The organism is Nesterenkonia sp. LB17, assembly GCF_022565915.1.
In the GTDB taxonomy this organism is placed as follows: Bacteria; Actinomycetota; Actinomycetes; order Actinomycetales; family Micrococcaceae; genus Nesterenkonia.
This window is the reverse complement of the sequence record NZ_JAJOYX010000003.1, coordinates 270,982-294,846: the sequence shown is the minus strand read 5'-3', so window position 1 is coordinate 294,846 and position 23,865 is coordinate 270,982. Positions and strand designations below refer to the sequence as shown.

At 66.5% G+C, this 23,865-nt stretch carries 23 protein-coding genes; 11 read left to right on the top strand and 12 right to left on the bottom strand.

The window, feature by feature from the left end; genetic code table 11:
- Positions 1-159: 159 nt before the first annotated feature.
- The 4 genes from LTH96_RS08765 (at position 160) to LTH96_RS08750 (ending at position 4,408) form a co-directional block, all read left to right on the top strand.
- Positions 160-1,323: a siderophore ABC transporter substrate-binding protein gene (locus LTH96_RS08765; protein ID WP_241465357.1), complete on the top strand. Its 1,164-nt coding sequence runs from the start codon at positions 160-162 to the stop codon at positions 1,321-1,323.
- A gap of 180 nt (positions 1,324-1,503) precedes the next feature.
- On the top strand, positions 1,504-2,553 hold the full coding sequence (locus tag LTH96_RS08760; RefSeq protein WP_241465356.1) for an ABC transporter permease: 1,050 nt from the start codon (positions 1,504-1,506) through the stop codon (positions 2,551-2,553).
- On the top strand, positions 2,550-3,641 hold the full coding sequence (locus LTH96_RS08755) for an iron chelate uptake ABC transporter family permease subunit (RefSeq protein ID WP_241465355.1): 1,092 nt from the start codon (positions 2,550-2,552) through the stop codon (positions 3,639-3,641). The genes LTH96_RS08760 and LTH96_RS08755 overlap by 4 nt, the downstream gene beginning before the upstream one ends.
- The gene (locus LTH96_RS08750) at positions 3,638-4,408 is read left to right on the top strand and encodes an ATP-binding cassette domain-containing protein (protein WP_342357726.1); all 771 of its coding nucleotides are present in this window, start codon (positions 3,638-3,640) and stop codon (positions 4,406-4,408) included. Before LTH96_RS08755 ends, LTH96_RS08750 begins: the two co-directional genes overlap by 4 nt.
- Here LTH96_RS08750 and LTH96_RS08745 read toward each other — a convergent pair.
- The 8 genes from LTH96_RS08745 to LTH96_RS08710 all read right to left on the bottom strand — a co-directional run bounded on the left by LTH96_RS08745 (position 4,402) and on the right by LTH96_RS08710 (position 9,640).
- Positions 4,402-4,791 carry a hypothetical protein gene (locus tag LTH96_RS08745; RefSeq protein WP_241465354.1) on the bottom strand — a complete coding sequence of 130 codons (390 nt, stop codon included), beginning with the start codon at positions 4,789-4,791 and terminating at the stop codon, positions 4,402-4,404. The genes LTH96_RS08750 and LTH96_RS08745 overlap by 7 nt on opposite strands.
- Before the next feature lie 70 nt (positions 4,792-4,861).
- Positions 4,862-5,440 (bottom strand): DUF3618 domain-containing protein, encoded by a 579-nt coding sequence (locus LTH96_RS08740; RefSeq protein ID WP_241465353.1) that lies wholly within the window; start codon positions 5,438-5,440, stop codon positions 4,862-4,864.
- Positions 5,437-5,796, bottom strand: a complete 360-nt coding sequence (locus LTH96_RS08735) for a phage holin family protein (RefSeq protein ID WP_241465352.1) — start codon at positions 5,794-5,796, stop codon at positions 5,437-5,439. Before LTH96_RS08735 ends, LTH96_RS08740 begins: the two co-directional genes overlap by 4 nt.
- 101 nt (positions 5,797-5,897) lie before the next feature.
- A complete protein-coding gene (locus LTH96_RS08730; protein WP_241465351.1) occupies positions 5,898-6,725 on the bottom strand; it encodes a hypothetical protein in 828 nt (275 codons plus the stop codon).
- 227 nt (positions 6,726-6,952) lie between these two features.
- Positions 6,953-8,056, bottom strand: coding sequence for a YihY/virulence factor BrkB family protein (locus LTH96_RS08725; RefSeq protein WP_241465350.1), 1,104 nt, complete (start codon positions 8,054-8,056; stop codon positions 6,953-6,955).
- 63 nt (positions 8,057-8,119) lie between these two features.
- Positions 8,120-8,299: a DUF4235 domain-containing protein gene (locus LTH96_RS08720; RefSeq protein WP_342357725.1), complete on the bottom strand. Its 180-nt coding sequence runs from the start codon at positions 8,297-8,299 to the stop codon at positions 8,120-8,122.
- Positions 8,235-8,588, bottom strand: a complete 354-nt coding sequence (locus LTH96_RS08715) for a phage holin family protein (RefSeq protein WP_241465348.1) — start codon at positions 8,586-8,588, stop codon at positions 8,235-8,237. The genes LTH96_RS08720 and LTH96_RS08715 overlap by 65 nt, the downstream gene beginning before the upstream one ends.
- Before the next feature lie 284 nt (positions 8,589-8,872).
- Complete coding sequence (locus LTH96_RS08710; protein ID WP_241465347.1) at positions 8,873-9,640, bottom strand: DUF2382 domain-containing protein; 768 nt, start codon at positions 9,638-9,640, stop codon at positions 8,873-8,875.
- Between the two features lie 542 nt (positions 9,641-10,182).
- Here LTH96_RS08710 and LTH96_RS08705 point away from each other — a divergent pair.
- On the top strand, positions 10,183-10,899 hold the full coding sequence (locus LTH96_RS08705; protein WP_241465346.1) for a TetR/AcrR family transcriptional regulator: 717 nt from the start codon (positions 10,183-10,185) through the stop codon (positions 10,897-10,899).
- A 523-nt stretch (positions 10,900-11,422) separates the two neighbouring features.
- Complete coding sequence (locus LTH96_RS08700; protein WP_241465345.1) at positions 11,423-12,835, top strand: MFS transporter; 1,413 nt, start codon at positions 11,423-11,425, stop codon at positions 12,833-12,835.
- 90 nt (positions 12,836-12,925) lie between these two features.
- On the opposite strand, the gene LTH96_RS08695 is transcribed toward LTH96_RS08700, so the two are convergent.
- Positions 12,926-14,935 (bottom strand): transcription antiterminator, encoded by a 2,010-nt coding sequence (locus LTH96_RS08695; RefSeq protein WP_241465344.1) that lies wholly within the window; start codon positions 14,933-14,935, stop codon positions 12,926-12,928.
- Between the two features lie 139 nt (positions 14,936-15,074).
- Here LTH96_RS08695 and LTH96_RS08690 point away from each other — a divergent pair, with 139 nt between their 5' ends.
- The 5 genes from LTH96_RS08690 (at position 15,075) to LTH96_RS08670 (ending at position 20,774) form a co-directional block, all read left to right on the top strand.
- Positions 15,075-15,422 (top strand): PTS sugar transporter subunit IIB, encoded by a 348-nt coding sequence (locus LTH96_RS08690; RefSeq protein WP_241465343.1) that lies wholly within the window; start codon positions 15,075-15,077, stop codon positions 15,420-15,422.
- Positions 15,419-15,691, top strand: coding sequence for an HPr family phosphocarrier protein (locus LTH96_RS08685; protein WP_241465342.1), 273 nt, complete (start codon positions 15,419-15,421; stop codon positions 15,689-15,691). Before LTH96_RS08690 ends, LTH96_RS08685 begins: the two co-directional genes overlap by 4 nt.
- Positions 15,691-17,349, top strand: coding sequence for a phosphoenolpyruvate--protein phosphotransferase (gene ptsP, locus LTH96_RS08680; RefSeq protein ID WP_241465341.1), 1,659 nt, complete (start codon positions 15,691-15,693; stop codon positions 17,347-17,349). The genes LTH96_RS08685 and ptsP overlap by 1 nt, the downstream gene beginning before the upstream one ends.
- A gap of 118 nt (positions 17,350-17,467) precedes the next feature.
- Complete coding sequence (locus tag LTH96_RS08675) at positions 17,468-19,498, top strand: PTS mannitol transporter subunit IICBA (RefSeq protein WP_241465340.1); 2,031 nt, start codon at positions 17,468-17,470, stop codon at positions 19,496-19,498.
- 133 nt (positions 19,499-19,631) lie between these two features.
- Entirely contained in the window at positions 19,632-20,774 is a 1,143-nt protein-coding gene (locus tag LTH96_RS08670; RefSeq protein ID WP_241465339.1) for a mannitol-1-phosphate 5-dehydrogenase, read from the top strand.
- An 82-nt stretch (positions 20,775-20,856) separates the two neighbouring features.
- Here LTH96_RS08670 and LTH96_RS08665 read toward each other — a convergent pair whose 3' ends face one another.
- From LTH96_RS08665 to LTH96_RS08655, 3 genes are all read right to left on the bottom strand, one after another.
- Positions 20,857-22,737, bottom strand: a complete 1,881-nt coding sequence (locus LTH96_RS08665) for a biotin carboxylase N-terminal domain-containing protein (RefSeq protein ID WP_241465338.1) — start codon at positions 22,735-22,737, stop codon at positions 20,857-20,859.
- A gap of 79 nt (positions 22,738-22,816) precedes the next feature.
- The gene (locus LTH96_RS08660; RefSeq protein WP_241465337.1) at positions 22,817-23,473 is read right to left on the bottom strand and encodes a nucleoside triphosphate pyrophosphatase; all 657 of its coding nucleotides are present in this window, start codon (positions 23,471-23,473) and stop codon (positions 22,817-22,819) included.
- Positions 23,470-23,862: an acyl-CoA carboxylase epsilon subunit gene (locus tag LTH96_RS08655; RefSeq protein ID WP_241465336.1), complete on the bottom strand. Its 393-nt coding sequence runs from the start codon at positions 23,860-23,862 to the stop codon at positions 23,470-23,472. Before LTH96_RS08655 ends, LTH96_RS08660 begins: the two co-directional genes overlap by 4 nt.
- Positions 23,863-23,865 lie beyond the last annotated feature (3 nt).

The window sequence follows — 23,865 nt, the reverse complement described above, 5'->3', positions numbered from 1 at the left end:
GTCACGACATGCTGCGCGAATCGCTTCTGCTGTCATATTCGAGGCGCCGTTTGCGCTTAATTAGTTAAGTCTGTAGCTTCTATTTAGCTTAGGCGACACTAAGTCTCCACGTCACTCCGCTGGTTCACTCCGGCACTCTGCATCGTGAAAGGTAGGGCCATGCCCATTGAAGAATTGACATCCGAGGGCATCGCGTCCCAGTGCCCTGGGCGCGAGAATGTCTCCCACGAGGGGCCTGTGCGCAGCGCCTCTCGGGCGCATCGATCCAGGATCCTGGGCACGCTCTCCATCGGCGTCATCGCGCTGCTCGCCCTGAGTGCCTGCGGGTCGCAGGCCGAGGCCGAGGAGCCGGAAGCCGCGCAGGCGGAAGCAGGCGGGCCGGAAGCCGCCGAAGCGGAGGAGGGTGAGACCGAGGCCGCCGAGGCTGACGCTGAAGGCGCGGCGACGATCACCATCGAAGATGACCACGGCACGCACGAGGTCTCCACCGATCCGCAGAGCGTCGTCGTCACCGACAACAGGTCCTATCGGACCTTGGAAGCTTTCGGGGTCGAGCCCACCGCCGCTGCGCGCAGCCTGATGGATGCCCAGACCCACGCCTACGCCGAGGATGAGTCCATCCTGGACCTGGGCAATCACCGCGAGCCCGATCTGGAGAACGTGGTCGCGGCAGAGCCCGATCTGATCATCAACGGGCAGCGCTTCCAGGACTACTACGACGACCTCCGTGGACTGGCGCCGGAGGCCGCCGTCCTGGAGTTCGAGCCCCAGCCAGACGCTGACCTGGTCGAAGAGCTCATCCGCAAGACCGAATCACTCGGCGAGGTCTTCGGAAAGAGGGATGTCGCCGCGGAGCTCGTCGAGGAGCTTCAGGCCGAGATGGCCCGGGTCCAGGACGCCTACGACGGCGAGTCCACCGTGATGGGGCTGCTCACCTCCGGCGGTGACATGAGCTATGTCGCCCCAGGTCCTGATGGCCGCGCCATCGGGCCGGTCTTCGAGACGTTCGACCTCACTCCCGCACTGGAGCAGGAGGGTGAGAACGAGTCCCACGGCGATGACATCTCGGTGGAGGCGATCGCCACCGCGAATCCAGACTGGCTGCTCGTGCTGGACCGCGATGCCCGGATCACCCAGGAGGAGGGCGAGGAGTACAGCCCCGCTGCAGAGATCGTCGAGGAGTCGGCCGCGCTGGCCGACGTCTCCGCGGTGGAGAACGGTCAGATCGTGTACCTGCCGGAGAACTTCTACCTCACCGAAGACATCCAGGCCTACACCGAATTCTTCCGCGACTTCGCAGACACACTCGAGGCCGCGGAATGACCGCAGTTCACTTTCTTGCCAGTCGGTGAATGATGGTCGCCCGACGGTCCCACGCAGGCCTGGACAACCTGTGTGGGACCGTCCTTAATAGCGCCATGCAAGTATTCGCTATTCCAAATCAAACGTGACAGAAAATGCAAGGACTTGCATAGTTATGCTTCTGCTCCTGGAAAGCCTCCCATGCCTGAAACCCCTCCCGCGGCGCTGAGCCGCGACGGACACGCGCCTCCGGAGACCCCGCCGGAGTCTCCGGAGGCGCGCGGGACCCGCAGGCATCGACTCTTCACCCCGGCGCTGGTGATCGGGATCCTGATCACCCTGGGGCTGCTGCTGCTCTCGCTGACCACCGGGCAGTACGACGTCTTCTCGGAGGACGGGTTCTGGATGTTCGGCATCACCCGCGTCCCGCGCACCATAGCGCTGGTCCTGGCGGGCGCCTCGATGGCCATGTGTGGACTTATCATGCAGCTGCTCACCCAGAACCGCTTCGTGGAGCCCACCACCACGGGCACCACCGAATGGGCGGGGCTTGGACTGATCCTGGTGCTCTGGCTCTTCCCCGGCGCCTCGATGCTGGCCCGGACGGGCGGCGCCGTGACGATGGCCTTCATCGGCACCGTCATCTTCTTCCTGTTCCTGCAGCGGGTGACCCTGAAGTCCTCGCTGATCGTGCCGATCATCGGCATCATGCTGGGCGCCGTGGTCAGCTCCTTCACCACCTACATCGCGCTGATGACCGACCATCTGCAGACCCTAGGCATCTGGTTCGCCGGATCCTTCACCCGCGTGGTCGAAGGGCGCTATGAGCTGATGTTCCTGGTGCTGGTGGTGACCATCCTGGTCTTCATCACCGCCGACCAGTTCACCGTGGCCGGACTCGGCAAGGACATGGCCACCAACGTGGGCCTGAACTACACCGCCGTGCTGTTCATGGGCACCGCCATGGTCGCGGTGGCCACCGGGGTCACCGCCACCGTGGTGGGCACGCTGCCTTTCCTGGGGCTCGTGGTGCCCAACATCGTCTCGCTCTTCCGCGGCGATGACCTGCGCAGCAACCTGCCATGGGTCGCGCTGCTCGGGATCGCGACCGTGACCGTCTGCGACCTGATCGGCCGCACCATCCGAGCGCCCTTCGAGATCCCGGTGGGTCTGGTGCTGGGGCTGGTCGGGGCCGTGGTGTTCGTCGGCCTGCTCCTGCGGCAGCGAAGGAAAGGTGGGCTCCTCACATGACCGCGCAGCTTGATCGCGAGCGGCGCACCCCACAGGTCTCCGCCGGAACCGCCACGACCTCCGCCGGCACCACCCCCGCACCGCGACGCCGACGCTCCGGGGCGATCACCACCCGACGCCACGGCCTGCGCTGCTGGGGCGTCATGGCGCTGCTTGGCGGGCTCTCGGTGTTCTTCACCGCCGGGATCCTCAGCTACGACAACCCGATGCCCTTCGGCTCTGACGGATACTGGCTGATCGCGGGAATGCGCGTGGAGACCGTGCTGGTCATCGGCGTCGTCGTCTTCTGCCAGGCGATGGCCACGATGGCGTTCCAGACGGCGACCAACAACCGGATCATCACCCCCTCGATCATGGGATTCGAATCGCTGTATGTGGCGATCCAGACCGGCGCGGTGTTCTTCTTCGGCATCGCCGGGATCACCCTGGTCACCGGACTGCCGCAGTTCCTGATGCAGGCCGCTGCGATGGTGCTCTTCGCCACGACCCTCTACTCCTGGCTGCTGAGCGGGAGGTTCTCCAACATCCACATCATGCTGCTGGTGGGCGTGGTGATCGGCGGCGGACTCGGCTCGCTGTCGACCTTCATGCAGCGAGTGCTCACCCCGAGCGAGTTCGATGTGCTCACCGCCCGACTCTTCGGCAACATCGGCAACGCTCGCGCCGAATACCTGCCCTATGCGATCCCGATCGCGCTGGCAGCCGCGGGCGCGCTGTGGTGGCGGGCGCGACGGCTCGATGTGGTCGCCCTGGGACGCAGCACCGCAGACAACCTCGGGGTCAACCACAGGCGGGAGGTGATGATCATCCTGACACTGGTCTCGGTGCTGATGGCCATGAGCACCTCGCTGGTCGGCCCGATGACCTTCCTGGGCTTCCTGGTCGCCACCCTTGCGTATCAGTTCGCCGACACCTACTCCCACCGGATGCTGTTCCCGATGGCCATGCTGATCGGCTACACCGTCCTGGCCGGGGCGTACTTCATCATGCGCAACATCTTCTACGCCCAGGGCGCGGTGACCCTGATCATCGAGCTCATCGGCGGAGTCGTCTTCCTGATAGTCCTGATGCGAAAGGGCCGCCTGTGATCAGCCTGACCGAGGTCACCAAGAACTACGGCGCAGCAGGGGCCGGCGACACCGTCGCCATCGGCCCGGTCAGCGTGGACATCCCCGCCGGCGGGATCACCGCGCTGGTGGGCCCCAACGGCGCCGGAAAATCCACGATCCTGACCATGATCGGGCGGCTGCTCGATGTGGATTCCGGACGGATCGAGGTGGCTGGGCACGACGTCGTGAACTCGCCGTCGAGGACCATCGCCAAGATCCTCTCCATCCTGCGCCAGGAGAACCACTTCGTCACCCGGCTCACGGTGCGCCAACTGGTGGGCTTCGGCCGGTACCCGCACTCGCAGGGCCGGCTCACCCAGGACGACGAGCGGCACATCTCTGAGGCCATCGACTTCCTGGACCTGACCGCACTGGAGGGGCGGTACCTCGACCAGCTCTCCGGTGGTCAGCGCCAGCGCGCCTATGTGGCGATGGTGCTGGCGCAGGACACCGACTACGTGCTGCTCGATGAGCCGCTGAACAACCTCGACATGCAGCATGCGGTGCAGATGATGCAGCAGCTGCGCCGCGCCGCCGACGAGCTGGGCCGCACCATCGTCATCGTGCTGCACGACATCAACTTCGCCGCCCGCTACTCGGACAAGATCCTGGCCATGAAGAACGGCGTGGTGGTCGAGCACGGAACCCCGGAGCAGATCATGCAGGATGCGGTGCTGAGCAGGGTCTTCGACACCGAGGTCACCGTGATCGAGGGTCCGCGCGGGCCGCTGGCGGTGTACTACTGAGAGCTCGTGGTGATCGAGTTCACTCCTGGGCGGTCGCGGATCAACCCTATGGAGGCCTCGTTCTTCGCGCTCGCGCTCGCGGACGTGAAGAACGAGAACGCTCGGGGAGGAGAGGCATCAATGACCTGCAGACCGAGCAGCTCTAGTTGATGAGTGGTCTCGAGGCGATGGTCGCGGATGGGCTCTATGGCGATCTGTCCTTCACCGCCGACCTCGGCCCCCATCATCCCCGGTAAGTCGGTGGTGTTCGATGCGTCGAGGGTCACCGCGAACGACACCGTGCTCACGGCTGCGGTGCAGTCGGTGTCGAATGCCCCCGGAAGTAGCTCAACGCGCGCCCGAAGAACAACGCCAGGGGTGTAGAGGGCGATGACTGAAACCACCTTCGCGAGCCATCGATGACCAGGGCGGGTCCAACGTCGATACCGCAGGCCCGCCCTGGTGCACCAAGTGTCAGCTGCCCCGGACGTCCTCAGCCGAGGACTTCGCGGAGTCAGCGACCGTGTCCTTCTGGTCCTGAACTTCAGACTTCACGTTCTGAGCGCTGTGCGTGGCGGAGTCCTGAACCCGCTGCGCCGATTCCAGGGCGGGCTCCTTGAGCTCCTCGGCCATCGACTGCGCCTGGCGCTTCGCGTCATCCACCAGCGGCTGAGCCTGATCCTCAAGCTTCGCCGCTGCCTTCTTCTCCGGCTCAGAGGCCGGAAGGATGGACGCCGCCAACCAGCCCGCCCCCAGAGCGATCAGACCCGCCGCGAGCGGGTTGCCCCGGGTCTTGCGCTTGAGCTCCTGGGGTGCCCGCTGAGCGCTCGCGGCGGCACTATGTGCATTCTCAGAGACCTCCGAAGAGGCATCATCGGCTGACCCCATCACACTGTCCTTCCAACCTCCAACGGTGCTGCGAATCTTCTCGGTCTGGCGCTGGGCCACCTTCGACGGGGAAACCTTGTCGGCGACGGCGTCAACGTCTAGGGAGAGGCTGTTGCGGGTCCGCTCGATATCGGCGCGGATCTCATCGGGGCTCTGCTGTGTCATCGGGTCTCCTTGGAAGGGGTGAGAGCATCAGGGATTTCCTTCAGGGTCTCCGCGGTCTGCGGCGCTCCTTCGGCCTGATCGAAGTTCTTCTTGCCGAGCACCGCCAGCACGGCGGCGATGATCGCCCAGATCGCAGCGACGATGACCGCAGACCAGGCGCTGCCGATCGCGGTGGCACCCAGGGCGGCCCAGAGGGCGACGGAGAGGAAGAGCAGCACAAAGTGGCCGGCGACTCCGGCGCCGCCGAGCATGCCGGCACCCTTTCCTGCGTTCTTCGCGGTCTCGCTCAGTTCGGCCTTGGCGAGGGCGATCTCCTGCCGGATCAGGGTAGAGAGGTCACTGCTGACGTTGGACATGAGCGAACCCAGGGATTCCTCTTCCGCTCTGCGCTCCAACCCAGGCGTGGATCCTGTCCCAGATGTGGGTTCTGGGTCCATGGGGCGACGGGCATGGCTGCTCATCGGCCAGCACCGCCGGCGTAGGGATCGGTGCCGCCGGTGTAACCCGGGGTGGGACTGGCGGGACCGGTCTCATAGGCCGGGGCACCAGCGCTCTGGTGTCCGGACACCGGAGCTGCCGGTGAGTCGGATCCTGACCGGGCCGTCCCTGGTCCGGCCGGGGCAGTGCCGGAGTCGGCACCACCGGCAGCAGGCCCGGTTGCGACGGCACCTGCGTCATCGGCGTGGTGCTGCTTGAGTCCTCGGGTCAGCCGGCCGGCGGCGAAGCCGACACCGGCTGCGATGGCAAGGAAGGCAACCGGACGACGCCGCGCGAAGCTCTGGACCTCGTGGAGGACCTCCCTGGGGTCATGGTCCTCAAGCCAGGTCGCCGTGGCCTCGGCCCGGGAGCTCAGCTGGTCCAGGAGGTCGTTCGCGACACCTGGTTCGGGCTTCTCACCGCGAGCGATGCGCGCGACGTCGTCGCTGAAGGTGCGCACCGTGCCCGCTGCGCGGTCCAGCTGCTCAGACGCCTGGGACTCCAGCATCGTGCCCGCCTCGCCGCCGAGGCGCTTGGCCTCGCGGACGGCGTCGTCCTTGACTCCGGCGGCTTCCTGGGCCGCGGTGTCCTTGACTGCTCGTCCGGCGTCCTTGGCGTCGCCGGCGACATCTTGGGCTGCACCCTTGGCCTGATCCGACTTCTTCTGGGTCTGAGACGCAGAATCGGACGCAGAATCGGACGCAGAATCGGACGTGGAACCAGACGTGGAACCAGACGTGGAATCGGACGTGGAACCAGACCCGGAGCCGGGACGCCCCGAGTGCTGTGGCTGCCCGGAGATCGGCATGGTCCCAAGTGGGAGATCGTTCGTTGCAGAACCCGTTTCCCTGCCGGGTGAGGTCGACGGAGGCGTCGGGAGCGTATGGGCTCGTGACGCGTCCTCTCCGCCGAGATTGCTATGAGGGGTGCTGGGTGGGTTTGACATGATTACCTTTCGTCGTGTCCTCGAATTCGCGGCGAACCGAGGTTGAAAAGAGAGTCTGGAGATCAACTGGACGGGCGACGCCCGACATCTCAGCGCCGGACAGCTTCATCCGGTCCGACTGCTGGTTCGTCTTGGCTGCGGCCTGCAGACCTGCGCAGATTACGTGCGCGCTGGACATCCTCCTGATGCTTCTTCGCCTTCTTATCGCTGGCCTTGGTGTCTCGGGCTGGCAGCTGGAGGTTCTCCTCTGCAGGCATTCCAGCCTGCAGCTCACGGCCGCGCTCGACTTCGCTATCAACCTCCGCACCGAAGAGCAGGATCGCGTTGACGATGTATATCCACAGCAACAAGATGATGACCCCGGCCAGCGCCCCATAGGTGGCGTTGTAGTTGCCGAAGTTGGACACATAGAAGAAGAAGCCCACAGAGGCCAGTACTGCGACCACGATGGCGATGACGGCACCGACGCTGACCCAGCGGAACTTCGGTTGATGCACGTTGGGAGTCGCATAGTAGAGCAGAGCAACGACGAACACGACGACGAACGCCAGGACGAACCATTGGGCGATGCTCCACACCGTGATCGCGGTTGAGCCAAGCCCGATCGCGCTTCCCACGGCTTCTGCGACCGGTCCCGACAAGATGAGGATCATCAGGGCAACCGCTCCCAGGACCAGGATCAGCGCTGTCAGGAGGTACATCTGCACATTGAGCTTGATCCCACCACGACCTTCAGGAACCTCGTGGATGATGTTCATCGCCCGGCCGAAGGCCTTCACGTAGCTGGAGGCCGACCACAGCGCGGCCAGCAATCCGAGGATGAGCCCCAGCCCCGGAGCAGGGGCTGTCAGGACAGACTCCAAGGCAGGTCGGACGGTGCCCCACGTGTCGGAGGGAACAATGCCCTCCGCCTGATCGAGGACCGCGGTGACGGTTCCTCCGCCCTGCCCGAAGAGACTCAGCACCGAGACCACGGCGATCAGTGCCGGGAAGATGGAAAGAACAGTGCGGTAGGTGAGGCCGGCGGCCAGATCGGTGCAACCGTCCGCGGAGAATTCGCGGATCGTGGTCCTGAGGATGTACTTCCACGTGGGTTTGGTGATCTCAGCAGGAGAGTCAGGCTTGCGATCGTCTTCCGGGTGAGGAGCGTCCGCCGGATCACTCTGGGTATTGTCGCGGGAGCTGTGAGACATGAAACGTGCCTTTCTCCGGGTGTGTAGGGAGCACGAGCTCCTGGAAACGGTGACGGTCTGGGTCTAGTCGCCTGGCCACTCTCCGGTGAGCCGCTGAAACGCCCGAGGTCCACCGCGATCTACGAGGGCATCGACAAAGGCGAAGAACGCTCCGTGTACAGCAGCCGCGAGAAGCACCTCACCGACGAGCCCGGATGGCTGGGAGGAGGGCTGCGGTCGCGGCGAGAGCCCCGACAGTCTCACCGAGCTCGCGCCGACTGAGCAGCGGAAGGGTTCTTCGTGCCTGTAGTCGGCGGGGCCCCTGAGAATTCTCGTGTTCAGCGGGTGTGGTGATCAGAACACCGACGCCGAACCACGCCAGGATGCCTCCGACGCTGAGGAACCCAGCACCGATACCGCCCTGTCTAGCCTTCGCGGTCAGCTCCGCCTGGGCGAGTCGCACCTCGTCGCGGACCAATCGTGAGGTCTGTTCTGAGAGGCGGGTCAGCAACTCTGGAACTGCAGGTTCGGGCGGCTTAGCGGGGTGACTCATGATGTGTGCCCTCTACATGTGAAACGACGTGCAACCAGTAGTTGCTACTGGCATTCGAAGGTCAAGCTGCCCCGTGCCGCGGGACCGGTAGATGGATCGGGCCCAAGAACCGGCCATCACGGATTTCCCGATCAGCAGGAGATCCTGCATCTTGCGAGAGTGCCCTCCGGGCACCCGGGGCCTGTTCCTGATGGCACCTACCAGGGGTCGGATCCCACTCTCAGACCCGCCCCCGGTAGGTGCTCGACGTCAGACCCTGAATGCGCAGGCTGCAGAGATGTCACTCACCGCTTCGCACCGGGCTCAGCGTCGCCTTCAACGTCGATCTCTTCCTTGCGGACCTCGCCGGAGACGGTTTCGGTGTCCTGGACGGTGCGTTTGCCGACATTGACCTTCTCCGTGGCCACGGTCTCCTTGTCGACCACGGGGCGCTCCTCGCGCAGCGTCACCACCTCATCCTGGCGACCCGCATCATCGATCGTGCCTGCAGAGCGCGCCTCGGCAGAGTTCGGGTCGACCGTCTCCCGCTCGACGACGAGCTCTTCGCGCTGGACGGGCACTTCAATGCTCTGGTTCTCGGTGCGAACCCGCTTGCGCAGGCGCACCTGGCCGGCCTCGCGCTGCTCGGTGCCGACCTTCAGCCGCTCCTCATGAGCGACCATCTTGTCGGCATCTGCGGCAGTGGTGTCAAGACCGGGACCGCCAGCGTCTGTTCCCTGGCGTCCGGTGCCGCGATCAGGGCTGTAGTAGTCCCAGAGGCGCTGCTCCTCTTCAACACTGAGGTGTCCGTCGACGTCGATGTTGGGGGCATCCTTGATGTAGGCCTTGGTGAACGGCACCCTGAGACCTTCGGGGGAGTAGTCGGTCGCGCCGAAGGGAATGAAGGTCTCTTTGGCGCCGAAGAGGCCGATATTCACGGTGACGAACTCGGGTTCTTGAGTCTGACTGTCCACGTAGACCTGACCGACGGAGCCGACCTTGGCTCCCTCACTGTCATATACATCTGCGTTCTCGATCGAGTCGATGTCGAAGTTGCTGTTGACCATGGTCATTCACTCGCCTTCCCATGCCCCCGAGCTTCGGGGGTCAAGATTATTGAAACGAACATTTATATGCCAATTGATTCGAGTTAAATAATTGCTGGAATCAACTGCACCGTCTATGTCATCGCGGCAACCGTGCCTGCAGGTGCTCGAGGGTGCTCCCGGCTCCGACCGAAGCGTTCGTAGCAGGCAAGCACCCGTCGTCGCGTCATCGCTGCGGCTTCGGGGTTTCAGCCTGCTCTGGAGATTACACTGTAAACACAGCCCTGAGCAATAGTCATCCAGTCGGAATCTGAGGATCACGTGGCAGCACGCCGCGCTGCGCCGGGCAAGGCGGCCCGACCTGCCAGGGCCCATCGGCGATCGCTTCTGGTCTGGGCATCCGAGTCGATGTCCAAGACCTTCGATCCTGGGCATGCGGTTCCAGCGGTGAACTCGACTGAATCTGCGAAGAAACTCCGCCGGAGTACCATGGATGAGCGCACGCAGAAGCGTTCACCAGCTGGGCGTCTTTTGGGGAAGTCACCTATCAGGTATCGGGGTAAACGCAAATGGATCGGACAACCGACGCTGCAGGTTCAGACAAGGCGCGACCCGGGCTCAGCCGTGAATTGGTTGTGAGGTCGGCCCTGTCGTACATCGACACGCATGGTGCACAGAAGCTGACGATGCGCGCCCTCGGTGCCAGCCTAGATGTGGAGGCGATGGCGCTGTACAGGCACGTCTCAGGGCGCGAAGACCTGCTCGAGAGCGTCGTCGCTGAACTTTTACAAGGGTTGGAAGACGATCTCGACAAGCAGCTCAGTGAGACGTGGCAGGGGTATCTTCAGACATTTGCCCATCAGGTTCGCCAGATCGCCGTCGAGCACCCTCTGGTCTTCCCGCTCGTCGCGACCCGCCACCCTTCGGCACCGTGGCTTCGCCCCCCACTGCGCAGCCTCTCCCTGGTAGAAGGCTTCCTGCGCGCGCTCATCGACCATGGTTTCAGCGACTCTGCCGCAGTTCACACCTATCGAATAATCAGCAGCTTCCTTCTGGGGCACCTGCTGCTGGAATCAGTCGTCCGCGGAGCTGAGGTCTCATCCGTAGAGGTTCCCCTGGACGAGGGAAATGCGATTGTTCCTGAAGGGGATTCCGGACTCGACCTCAGTGCAGTCCCCGTGGTGATGCGTTTGAAAACAGCCCTAAGCGAGGATCACTCAAAAAATGAATTTGAGATCGGCTTGGAAGCATTAATTGATCGCATTGAATTCTATATCAGCCAATAGGTTTAAGTTCGTTTTATCAGCAATTCTATTGCTGGTTACTAGATGTATGTTCTCTGGTCGCGAACGCGGTGGGCATGCCTTTTTGGAGCCGATACTTATATCTCGCGGCGGGTCCGGCGGAAGCTTTGTCGGATTCACGGGGTGCACTGGGAGACGAGTCTTTCACGACCGTCATCCCAAGCGATTTCATACCACGAAAGGCTCGAAACCAGGGGGCGTACCTGCGCTCCGCGTAGACGCGCGACTCCGCAGCGCGAACACGTGGCATCGGCGCCACGCCTGAATCGGGCGACAGAGTCGCCAAGAGTGACGTACGAGCGTAGGCCCGACCAGATCAGTACGACTCGAAGAGATGGATCATCCCTGGAACGATTCGGATCGGTCTCTGGAAGCCGCCCCTGCAGTCTCAGCTGATGAGACTGCCTCGGCTCGGGTGCCGGGCTCCCACGGCCTCGTCCTATCATTTTGGGTCTGCGCCGCACTCGGCGCCTCACCATCAATCCTTCTGTGGAGATGCCCAGCAATGTCTACCTCTCTTGACCCCTCTGTGCCCAGCGCCTCGAAACGAAGAGTCGATGACGTGGCCGATGAGAACCTCACCGTCCCGCGCCGCCGGATCATCATGGCCTCGCTGATCGGGACCACGATCGAGTTCTATGACTTCTACATCTACGCCACCGCGGCCGTCTCGATCTTCCCGCTGCTCTTCTTCTACGGCGACGAGGGCTCCGCGCTGCTGGCCTCCATGGCCACATTCGGTGCGGCCTTCGTGGCGCGGCCGCTGGGCGCGATCATCTTCGGCCACTACGGGGACAAGGTCGGACGCAAGGCCACCCTGGTCGGCGCGCTGCTGACCATGGGCATCGCCACGTTCCTGATCGGTCTGCTGCCCACCTACCACCAGGTCGGGCTCTGGGCGCCCGCGATGCTGACCATCCTGCGCTTCTGCCAGGGACTGGGACTGGGCGGGGAATGGTCCGGTGCCGCGCTGCTGGCCTCGGAGACCGCCCGGCCGGGCAAGCGTGCGCAGGCGGCCATGTGGCCGCAGCTCGGTGCTCCCTTCGGCTTCATGCTCGCCAACGGCCTCTTCCTGCTGCTGGCCACCCTCTTCGCCTATGACTCCACCGCGCGTGACCTCGATGATCCGTTCCTGGTGTGGGGCTGGCGCCTGCCGTTCCTGCTCTCGGTGCTCATGGTCGCCGTCGGGCTCTACGTCCGGCTGCGGATCGAGGAGACCCCGGTGTTCGCCAAGGCCATGGCCGGCAACGAGCGGGTCAAGACCCCCATCGGGGAGGTCTTCCGGCGCAACTGGTGGGAGATCATCCTGGGCACCTTCATCATGCTGGCCACCTACGGGCTGTTCTATCTGATGACCACCTGGGTGCTCTCCTACGCCATCGGCAGCGCCGAGGTCGGAGGCCTGAGCTACGGCTACCAGGACTTCCTGGTGCTGCAGATCGTCGCCATCACCTTCTTCGCGATCTTCGTGCCGGTGGCAGGCCGACTGGCCGACCGCTTCGGCCGACGCCCGATGCTGATCGTGGTCACCCTGGCGATCATGGCCTTCGGACTGAGCTTCCGCTACTGGCTCTCCGCCGACTCCATGGGCACCGGCGAGGACCTCAACGTCTGGCAGATGCTGGCCTTCCTCGCCGTCGGCATGACGCTGATGGGTCTCACCTTCGGCCCCATGTCCGCGGTGCTGCCGGAGCTGTTCCCCACGAACACCCGCTACACCGGATCGGGTGTGGCCTACAACGCCGCATCCATCCTCGGTGCGGCGCTGACCCCCTTCGTGGCGGCCTGGCTGGTGCAGGCCTACGGCGTCGGCGCGGTCGGGCTGTACCTGGCCGGACTGGGCGTGCTGACCCTGATCGCGCTGATCCTCGCCCCGGAGACCTCGAAGAAGTCCCTGTACACCGAGGCTGCCGAGTAGCCAGCCGCCTACAGCTGCCCCGTCCAAGGCCACGGCCCTGGGCGGGGCAGTGCTGTGTCCCGGGTCATCCAGGACCCGGCGAGAGCCGGCTCAGCCGTCGATGACCGCGACCAGCTCATCGAGGAACCCGCCGAAGTCGGTGCCCCGACGCAGGATCCGCTGCAGCGACTCCCGTTCGCTGAGCACCTCCACGAGCTGCTCGAAGACGGTCTGGAACGCATCGCGCTCGGACTCGGAGAACGCCGCCAGGGCCACGACCTGGATGCGCCCTTCGCCCCAGCGGATCGAACCCTCGGCGATCCCGATCGAGAGCGCGGTGCGCCGCGCCGTCATGGTCAGCGCGTGCGGGACCGCGAGGGACTCGGTGAAGGCCGTGGAGGAGAGCCGCTCGCGCTCGATCGTGCCGCGCACATAGTCCTCATCGATGATGCCCTGGGCGAGGAGCGGTGCGCTGAGCTGGCGGATCGCATCTTCTTCGTCCTTCGCCCGGAGCGGGCGGAGGAAGGCATCGGGGCTGAAGTAGCGCTCCAGCTCTCCGCGCAGCCGGGTGAGCCGCCGGGTGCGACGACGCCTCGACGCCACCGCGGCGATGCGCTGCATGTCGGCGTCGGTGATGAACGGGGCAAGCTGGACCGTGCGCTCATCGGGCACCGGGGGTTCGATCGTGGTCAGCACCAGATCGGTGTCCATTCCAGCCCAGTCGGGATCCGTCCGGGTCTCCACCGCGGTGACCTCGATGCCAGGCCCGAGTGATTCATCCAGCCGCGAGCGCAGCAGGTCATGGAGCTCGTAGTAACCGGGGCAGACGATGGTCGCGGTCAGCGCGGCCTCGGCGCGGCGGCTGCGTTCCAGTCGGCCGCCCACATGCATTGCGATGTAGGCGATCTCATCCTCGCGGATCAGCACGTCCAGCTGCTCGGTGATGTCGCTGGCGATGGAGACCGCGACCTGGAAGATCATCGGATAGCTGGACTTCAGCGACTTGGTCAGCGGATTGCGTGAGAAGGCCTGCTCCCGCGCCCGATGGACCAGATTCTGCACGTGCAGGCTCAGTCGCCGGATGAAGTCGGCGTGGGCGATGTCCACCAGATACTCCTCCGCGGCGTGGCCCACGGCGCGGATCACCGCCCGCTCCACCTCGGGGTCCAGCGGCACCTCGGTGCCCGCGCTGCCGTCCGAGGCGACGACCCGGGTCAGCACCAGCGAGGCCAGATGCTGCAGGTCGCCCTGGCCCAGACTCACTCCGAAATGCTGGGAGGCCAGAGCCCCGACGACGCCGGCCAGCCGTTCCTGCTGGGCGCTGGGCTGCAGATGGGTCCCCTCCAGCGGGTGGCCGTGGCTGACCCGGTCGGCGGCGATGGCCACGTGCAGGACCACATCGGCGGAGGCGAACTCGTTGACGTAGTAGCCCTGCTCGGCCAGCTGGGCCGCCAGTTCTCGCTTGAACGGACCGAAGGCCTCCGCCTCCAGAGACCCCAGTCCCGCCGCACGGCGCAGGCCCTCGCCGTCGAAGGAGCCGTGCTCCATCTCTTCATGGGCGAGCTTCGAGACCAGCCGCCGCTGGGCGAGCTCATCGCCGACCAGCAGCGCACGCGCGCCTGAACGTTGGATGGTGTTGCCGGTGCCGGCCAGCAGCTCGCGGACCCGGACCAGATCGGCCTCCACCGTGGCCATGGAGACATAGAGGCGTTCGGCGGTGCGGCGCAGATCGATCCCGTTCTGCGCCTCGAGCAGCTCGTGCACCAGGCCGTGGAGCCGGTCCCGGGTCGAGGCGCGGCCGGAGTCGCTGCGCAGCGCTGCCAGTGCGGCCCGGTCCGCCCGGTATCCGGCGGGCCCGGATTCGATCAGCGCCGTCGGCTGGGCAGATGCCGAGTGTGCGACGGTCGAACGAGGTGCCGCGGAGTTTGAGGTGCTGGAGTCGGAAGAGGCCGGGTGAGGAGCAGCGGCCTGAGGTCCAGCGGGGGCGCGTGCATTGAGCTGAGCGATATAGGACCTGACGCTGCGCGGGGTGACGCCGAGCAGGTCTGCCAGCGAGCCTGCGGTGATCCACCCGGGCTCACGCAGGAGCAGGTTGATCAGCTGCTCCTGGCGTCTGCTCATCCGGTCCACGCTCAAACCTTACCGGCCGGCCACATCGGCCGGGCGATTCTTCCTCCCCGGCGGAAAGAACTCTCGGCCCCACGCCGGTGCAGTGTGCCCTGAATCACTGCACAATCGAGGAGGAAGGAGTGTGAGATCAATGGAGATCCTGGTGGTCTGTGGTGCTGGCGCGTCCAGCACCTTCGTGGCACAGCGTGTGAAGAAGGCGATGCGCCTGGCCGGCGTGCCCTACGCAGTGCGCGCAGGAAACCAGGCCTCCCTGCTGCATGATCTCGACTCCGCAGATCTGATCCTCCTGGGCCCGCATCTGGCGGACTCGCTGGAGGACATCCAAGGACTCACCGCGCCGGCAGGCACCGTGGTGAGACTGCTTCCGGCAGACATCTACACCGACCTCGAAGGCACCAGCGCCTTGGCGCTGATCCTCGAGGCCCTCCCCATGCCCGACGCGGCCGCCGCCGCATCAACCCGAAAGGGACTCTCATGAGCTCCACTCGCACTGTCACCGTCGCCTCCTCCCAGGGGCTGCACGCACGTCCGGCCAAGCTGTTCGTGGAGGCCGCCCAGGCCTCCGGCGCGCAGGTGACGATCGCCAAGGGTGAGAAGTCCGTCAACGCGGCCAGCATCCTCGGGGTGCTCTCCCTCGGCGTGGAGAAGAACGATCAGGTGGTGCTCACCGCCGAAGGCGGGAACGAGGAGCAGACCCTGGAGAGCCTGGAGCAGTTCCTGACCACCGACCACGACGAGGCCTCCTGATGCCGGAGCTCTCCGGAATCGGCGTCGGAAGGGGCATCGCCGCGGGACCCGTGGCCCGAATGTCCGCTCCGCCGCCGGCGCCCGCGGATGAAGCCTCCGCGCTCAGCGCCGACGCTGAGACGCAGCGGGTGCAGGTGGCAGTCGCCGAAGTGGCCGCCGAGCTCGAAGCCCGCGGCCGCACCGCCGGCGGCATGGCCCGCGACGTGCTCGAGGCTCAGGCCATGATGGCCCAGGACCCGAACCTGTACGACGCCGTGGCGACCCGGCTGAAGGCGGGCAAGACCGGCGAATACGCCGTGCACGAGGCCTTCGCCGAGTTCCGCGCCACGCTGGAGGCGCTCGGCGGCTATCTCGGCGAGCGCGCCTCGGACCTCTCCGACGTGTCCCAGCGCGTGATCGCCAGCCTGCGTGGGCTGCCCGCCCCGGGCATCCCGGACCCCGGACACCCGTTCATCCTGGTGGCCGAGGATCTGGCGCCGGCGGACACCGCGCTGCTGAACCTGGACCAGGTCCTCGCACTGGTGACCATCCAGGGCGGACCGACCTCGCACACCGCGATCCTGGCGCGCGAGAAGTCCATCACCGCCATCGTCGGCGTCGCCGAGGCCGAGAGCCTTCTGGAGGGCCAGCAGGTGATCGTCGACGCCGGAGCCGGCGCGGTGATCGCTGATCCGACCCAGGAGCAGCTCGACGAGGCCGAGGCCCGCCGCGCCGCGCGTGCGGCGGAGGCCGTGGCACCGGTGACTCCGGGCGCCCTGGCAGACGGCACCGCGGTGCCGCTGCTGGCGAACCTCGGCTCGGCCAAGAGCTCGGCCAAGGCGGTGGCGCTGGGCGCCGAAGGTGTGGGGCTCTTCCGCACCGAGTTTCTCTTCCTCAGCGCCGACGAGGCGCCCTCGGTGGAAGAGCAGCGCGAGGCCTACCAGTCGGTGCTCGAGGCCTTCCCCGGCCAGAAGGTGGTGGTCCGAGCCCTCGACGCCGGCGCTGACAAGCCGCTGAGCTTCCTCAACGACGCGCCCGAGGAGAACCCGGCACTGGGTCTGCGCGGACTGCGCGCGCTGATGGCCAATGAGCAGATCCTCACGGACCAGCTCACCGCCCTGGCCCAGGCGCAGGAGAACACCGATGCCGACGTCTGGGTGATGGCTCCGATGGTCTCCACCGTGGAGGAGGCCGAAGCGTTCACGGCGCTGGCCAAGGAGCACGGCCTGCAGACGGCCGGGGTCATGGTGGAGGTCCCCTCGATCGCGCTGATGGCCGATGAGCTGCTCACACGCACCGACTTCGCCTCCATCGGCACCAACGACCTGACCCAGTACACGATGGCGGCCGACCGCCTGCTCGGTTCCGTGGCGTCCCTGCAGGATCCCTGGCACCCCGCGGTGCTGCGGCTGATCCGTGAAGTCGGCGCCGCCGGGATCGCTTCGAAGAAGCCCGTCGGAGTCTGTGGCGAGGCCGCCGCGGACCCGCTGCTCGCCGTCGTCCTGGTCGGACTCGGCGTGAACACGCTCTCGATGTCTCCGGCCGCGCTCGCAGATGTGCGGGCCGAGCTGAAGCTGCACACCTTGGAGGAGGCACGCTCCATCGCCGCCGCCGCGCTTGCTGCCGCCACCGCGGCGCAGGCGCGGGAAGCCGCACAGACCGCGGTGCAGAAGTCCTGAACCACGACTGAACAACTGAATCATCGCCTAAGTCGCTGAGACCGGCCCTCGTTCCAGGGCCGACACCTTTGACGCACCCGCAGGGGGCGTCCCACCATCACAAGAAAGAGGCTCCGTCATGACAACGGTGTCAGCTGAGACGAAGGATCGGGGCGGCACACGTGTGGCCGTCCAGCGATTCGGCTCATTCCTGTCGGGCATGATCATGCCCAACATCCCCGCCCTGATCGCCTGGGGCATCATCACCGCGCTGTTCATCGAGGTCGGTCCGTTCCCGAACGAGGCGCTCGCCTCGATCGTCGGTCCGATGATCCACTACCTGCTGCCGATCCTGATCGCCATGCAGGGTGGCCGGATGATCTACGACACGCGCGGTGCCGTCGTCGGCGCGATCGCCACCATGGGCGTCATCGCTGGCTCCGACTGGCTCGTCGCCCAGTTCAACGCGACCCTCCCAGAGGGTGCCGGCGAACTGGGGCAGGTCCACATGTTCATCGGTGCGATGATCATGGGTCCCCTGGGCGCCTACGCGATCAAGCAGCTCGACAAGCTGTGGGAGGGCAAGATCAAGTCCGGCTTCGAGATGCTGGTCAACATGTTCTCCGCAGGCATCGGCGGCTTCCTGCTGGCCCTCGCCGGCTTCTACTGGGTCGCTCCGGCGATCAACGCGCTGATGGATGTCATGGGCAACGCGGTGCGCTGGCTCATCGAGACCAATCTGCTGCCGCTGACCTCGGTCATCATCGAACCAGCGAAGGTCTTCTTCCTCAACAACGCCATCAACCACGGAGTGCTGACGCCCTTGGGCATCGCGGATGCGGCTGAGAACGGCCAGTCGATCCTGTTCCTGCTCGAGGCCAACCCTGGGCCCGGCTTCGGCGTCCTGCTGGCCTTCTCGATCTTCGGCACCGGCATTGCACGGGCCACCGCCCCCGGTGCTCTGCTCATCCAGTTCGTCGGCGGCATCCACGAGGTCTACTTCCCCTACGTGCTGATGAAGCCAGCGCTGCTGATCGCCATGATCGCCGGCGGCGCCACGGGCGTCGGCACCAACATGGTCTTCGAGTCGGGTCTGCGAGCCCCCGCCGCACCGGGTTCGATCATCGCGGTGGTGGCGCAGACCGCGCAGGGCTCCTACGTCGGGGTCATCCTCTCGGTGATCCTCTCGGCAACGGTGACCTTCTCGGTCGCTTCGGTCATCCTGCTCTCCAGCCGGAAGCGTGATCTTGCGGCGAATGAGGACAGCTTCGCGGCGGCCGTGGCGAAGACCGAGGCGAACAAGGGCAGGTCCTCCTCACATCTGGCGAACCTCTCCGCCGCGACCCAGGTCCCGGCGCAGAAGATCACGAACATCATCTTCGCCTGCGACGCCGGCATGGGCTCCTCCGCGATGGGCGCCTCGGTGCTGCGCAAGAAGATCTCCGGGGCAGGCATCGAAGGCGTCACGGTCACCAACAAGGCCGTCGCCTCGCTGCCGGGGGACGCCGATCTGGTCATCACCCAGCAGCAGCTCACCGATCGGGCACGCGCCAAGGAGCCGCAGGCGGTGCACGTCTCGGTGGACAGCTTCATGAACGCCCCGGAGTACGACGACGTCGTCACGCTGATCCGGCAGAGCGAGGCCAGGTCCTCCGGGCGGGATGCTGATGACGGCGTCGACTCGCACGAGTCCTCCGCCGGGGGAGTCGCCATGGACACCCGTGTGCGCAGCGACTCACAGATCCTGACCCGCTCGCAGGTCCGCATCCACACCGGCTCCGCCACCCAGGACGAGGCGCTCACCGAAGCGGCCGAGATCCTCGGCGCAGCCGGCGCGGTGACCGAGGAGTACCTCAGGGCCATGAAGGAGCGCGAGGCCACGGTCTCCACCTACATGGGCAACGAGCTGGCCATCCCACACGGCACCAACGACGCGAAGTCAGCTGTTCTGGCCTCGGCGCTCTCGGTGACCCGCTACGACGGCGGCGTGGACTGGGCCGGAGAGAAGGTCACCTTCGTGATCGGCATCGCCGGGGTCGGTGACGAGCACCTGGAGATCCTCTCCAAGATCGCTGAGCTCTTCTCCGACGACGCGGAGGTCGCCAAGCTCAAGCAGGCCTCCTCCGAGGAGGAGCTGTTGACGCTGCTCTCGGCGGTCAACGCCGGCTGAGCCTGGGCTGACACCGGTGCCCGCGGGCACCCGCTGAGCCGAAGGGGGTGCGTCACACGGATCACCGGTGGCGCACCCCCTTCGCCGCTGCACACACCACATACATCTGAGCACTCAACCTTCGGGAGTCAACATGCTGGCAGTCCATTTCGGCGCGGGAAACATCGGCCGCGGCTTCGTAGGAACCCTGCTGCACGAGGGAGGCTATGAGGTGGTCTTCTCCGACGTCGCAGCACCCCTGGTGGACGCGCTCTCGGAAGCGCGCAGCTACACCGTGCACGAGGTCGGAGCCGGTGGCGTCGATCGGGAGGTCACGAACTTCCGGGCACTGAACAGCACCGAGGACCCGCAGGCGGTGGCCGCAGAGGTCGCCTCCGCCGATGTGGTCACCACCGCCGTGGGACCTGCCATCTTGAAGTTCATCGCCCCGCATGTGCTCTCCGGCCTGCTGCAGCGCCCGGCCGAGGCCCAGCCGCTGCAGATCATGGCGTGCGAGAACGCGCTGGGCGCCACCGACACGCTGCGCGACCATGTGCAGGAGCTCGCCGGGGAGCAGTGGGAGATGCTCTCGGCCCGGGCAGTGTTCGCCAACACCGCGGTGGACCGGATCGTCCCGGGACAGCCCGTCGACGGAGGAGTCGACGTCACCGTGGAGCCGTTCTACGAATGGGCCATCGAAGCAGGACCCTTCGGTGAGGACCGGCCGAACATCCCGGGCGCCCACTTCGTGGACGACCTCGGCCCCTATATCGAGCGCAAGCTCTTCACCGTGAACACCGGCCACGCCGCCACCGCCTACCTGGGGTTCCGCGCGGGCCGCAGCACGATCGCCGAGGCGCTGACCGATGAGACGGTCTTCGCCGGAGTCCGTGCCGCCCTCGAGGAGACCTCGGCGCTGCTGGTGGACAAGCACGGCTTCGCCCCCGAGGAGATGGCCGCCTACCGAGCGACCATCCTGGAGCGCTTCCGCAACCCGGAGCTTCCAGACACCGTGGATCGGGTGGGTCGGCAGCCGCTGCGCAAGCTCTCCCGGCACGAACGCCTGATCGGGCCCGCCGTGGAGGCGGCGGAGCGCGGCCTGAGCGTGGAGGGGCTGCTCGCCGTCGTCGAGGCGGCGCTGCACTTCGAGTCGGCCGCCGATGAGCAGACCCGGCAGCTGCAGAAGCTGCTCACCGAGCTCGACGCCGACGCGCTGACCACCCAGATCACCGGGCTGCAACCGGCAGATCCGCTCTACAGCAGAGTCCGCGAGCTGGTCACCGCCCGGCAGGGCTGACCACCCGCACCACCCCGGGGACTTCCCTCCACACGCTGACCACACCCGTTTGTCGCCATGCGGAGGATCTGCTGGGGGAGGATCAGTCGATGATGCTGGCCACGACCTGGCCGGCGGTCACGGTGGACCCGGCCTTGGCCTTGAGCCCCTTCAACCGGCCGGCCTTGTGCGCGGTGATGGGCTGCTCCATCTTCATCGCCTCCAGGACCAGCACCAGATCTCCTTCGGCGACCTTCGCACCGTCCTTCGCGGCCACCTTCACGATCGTGCCCTGCATCGGTGAGGTCAGATCATCCCCAGAGACCGCCGCGGCGGAGGTGCTGCGCGCCTTGCGCCGCTTCTTGCCCCCGGCAGGCTTGCCGCCGAGCTTGCCGCCGGCCAGGGCCGCGGGCAGGTTCACCGTGATGCGCTTGCCGTTGACCTCCATCACCACCGACTCGCGCGGCTCCTCATGGCCGTGGGCCGGGTGGGCCATGAGCGCGTTGTACGGCGGGATCTGGTTGTTGAACTCGGTCTCGATCCACCGCGTGTGCACGCTGAAACTCTCCGCGGCGGGCGCCCGGCGTCGTGCCAGCCGCTCCGCGGCCTGGGAGACCGCGTTGCCGTGGCCGCCAGCTGCTCCTGCGCCTGAGGAGGGCTGGGTCGCGGCGGCAGGGACCAGCTCGGGGGCGAAGGCGATGTCTTCGAGCACCGCACGGTGGAAGGGCAGAACCGTGGGCATGCCTTCGACCTTCATCTCCTTCAGCGCGCGTCGGGCACGGCGCAGCGCCTGCTCGCGGGTGGCGCCGGTGATGATGACCTTGGCGATCATCGAATCGAAGGCTCCGGAGATCGTCTCCCCGGCGTGGACGCCGGAGTCCACCCGGACGCCGGGCCCGTGCGGAAGATCGAAGGTCTCCAGGGTGCCCGGTGCGGGCATGAAGTTGCGCCCCGGGTCCTCCCCGTTGATGCGGAACTCGATGCTGTGCCCGCGGATCTCCGGATCCTCGTAGCCCAGGCGCTCGCCCCGGGCGATCCGGAACTGCTCACGGACCAGGTCGATGCCGGTGACCTCCTCGGAGACCGGGTGCTCGACCTGCAGCCGGGTGTTGACCTCCAGGAAGCTGATGGTGCCGTCCTGACCGATGAGGAACTCACAGGTGCCGGCGCCCACATAGCCGGCCTCACGCATGATGGCCTTGGAGGACCGGTAGAGCTGCCGGTTCTGCGCCCGGGTCAGGAACGGCGCCGGGGCCTCCTCGACGAGCTTCTGGTTCCGCCGCTGCAGCGAGCAGTCCCGGGTGGAGACGACGACGACGTTGCCATGTTCGTCCGCCAGGCACTGGGTCTCGACATGGCGCGGGGAGTCCAGGAAGCGTTCGATGAAACACTCGCCGCGACCGAAGGCGGAGACCGCCTCGCGCACCGCGGATTCGAAGAGCTCGGCTATCTCGTCATGTTCACGCACCACCTTGATGCCGCGGCCGCCGCCGCCGTAGGCGGCCTTGATGGCCAGCGGAAGTCCCTGCTTCTCGGCGAAGCGCATGACCTCTTTGGCGTCCTTGACCGGTTCCTTGGTGCCCGGCGCCAGCGGCGCACCCACCCGCTCGGCGAGCTGCCGCGCCGAGACCTTGTCTCCGAGGATGTCGATGGCCTTCGGCGAGGGCCCGATCCAGGTCAGCCCGGCGTCGATCACGGCCTGGGCGAACTCGGCGTTCTCGGAGAGGAACCCGTAGCCGGGATGCACGGCGTCGGCGCCGGTGGCCCGGGCCGCCGCGAGGATCTTCGGGATGCTCAGGTAGCTCTCGGCGGCTGTGGCGCCGCCGAGGGCGTAGGCCTCGTCGGCCATGCGCACATGCACCGAGTCACGGTCCGGGTCGGCATAGACGGCGACGGCGGCCAGCCCCTCGTCCTGGGCGGCGCGGATGACGCGCACGGCGATCTCGCCGCGGTTGGCGATCAGGACCTTGGTGAACTCGGTCATGGTTCCTCTCTCTGCTTTCGCTGTCGCCCACCGGTGAGGGTGGGTCTGCAGGCGCGGGAAGTGCCGCCCCTGGGAAGTCTCAGGTGTGGGTGGCCGCGGGCGGCGGGGACCACAGGTCGGTGATGGAATGCCCCAGCTCGGCGAGCATCGAGTGCAGCGCCGCGGGGGAGACCCCGATGACGGAGAGGTGGTCCCCCTCGATCGCCTCGATGAAGGCGGCGCCGCGGCCGTCGATGGTGAAGCCGCCGGCGCAGTTCAGCGGCTCGCCGGACTCGGCGTAGCGCTGGATCTCGGCGTCGGTGGGCTCACCGAAGCTGACTCGGGTGGAGACCGTGCGCTGGGCCCGGGTGCCGGTGGAGGCGTCGATCAGGGCGTGGCCGGTGTGCAGCACCCCGGTGCGTCCGCGCATCTGCTTCCAGCGCTGCACCGCGACATCGACCTCGAAGGGCTTCCCGTAGCTGGCGCCGTCGAGCTCGAAGACCGAGTCGCAGCCGAGCACCATCACCGAGGGTCGGCTGTTGATGCCGGGCAGATTCGCGACGGCGGCGGCCTTCAGGTCAGCGAGCAGCTGAGCCTCCATGGCCGGGGTGAGCTGATCGCCGTCGAGCTTCTCCTGGGCGGCGGCCACCGCGGCGGGCTCGTCGACATCGGAGACGCGGACTGTGAAGATCACGTCGGCCTGGGTCAGGATGCGGGCTCGGCTGGTCGAGGCGGAGCCGAGGATCAGGCGGGTCATCGCAGGCCCGCCGCATGCTTCCAGGAGTCCGGCCCGGGCCGACCCCACAGGCCGAGCCGACGGCGCCGCTGCAGGGTGCGGTCGCTGGGGCCGGCGCTGCCGGCCCCGTTGTGCTCGACCTCCGAGGCTCCGGCCAGGGTGCCCAGCACGGCGGTCACCGCGGCGAGCTCTTCATCGTTGAGAGTCCCTCCGGCCATCTGCAGGTCCGAGCCGTCCACGGCCTCGGCATCCTGCTCAGCCTCGGAGTCCTGCTCAGAGCCAGAGCCCGGCTCGGCCTCAACGGACGCATCAGACACGAGCGTCGCGGCAGGCTCGGCCGCGTCGGTGGAGACGCTCGCCGCGGCGTCGGCCTCGGGGAGCTGCTCGGTGCTCAGGATTGCGTGGGTCATGGT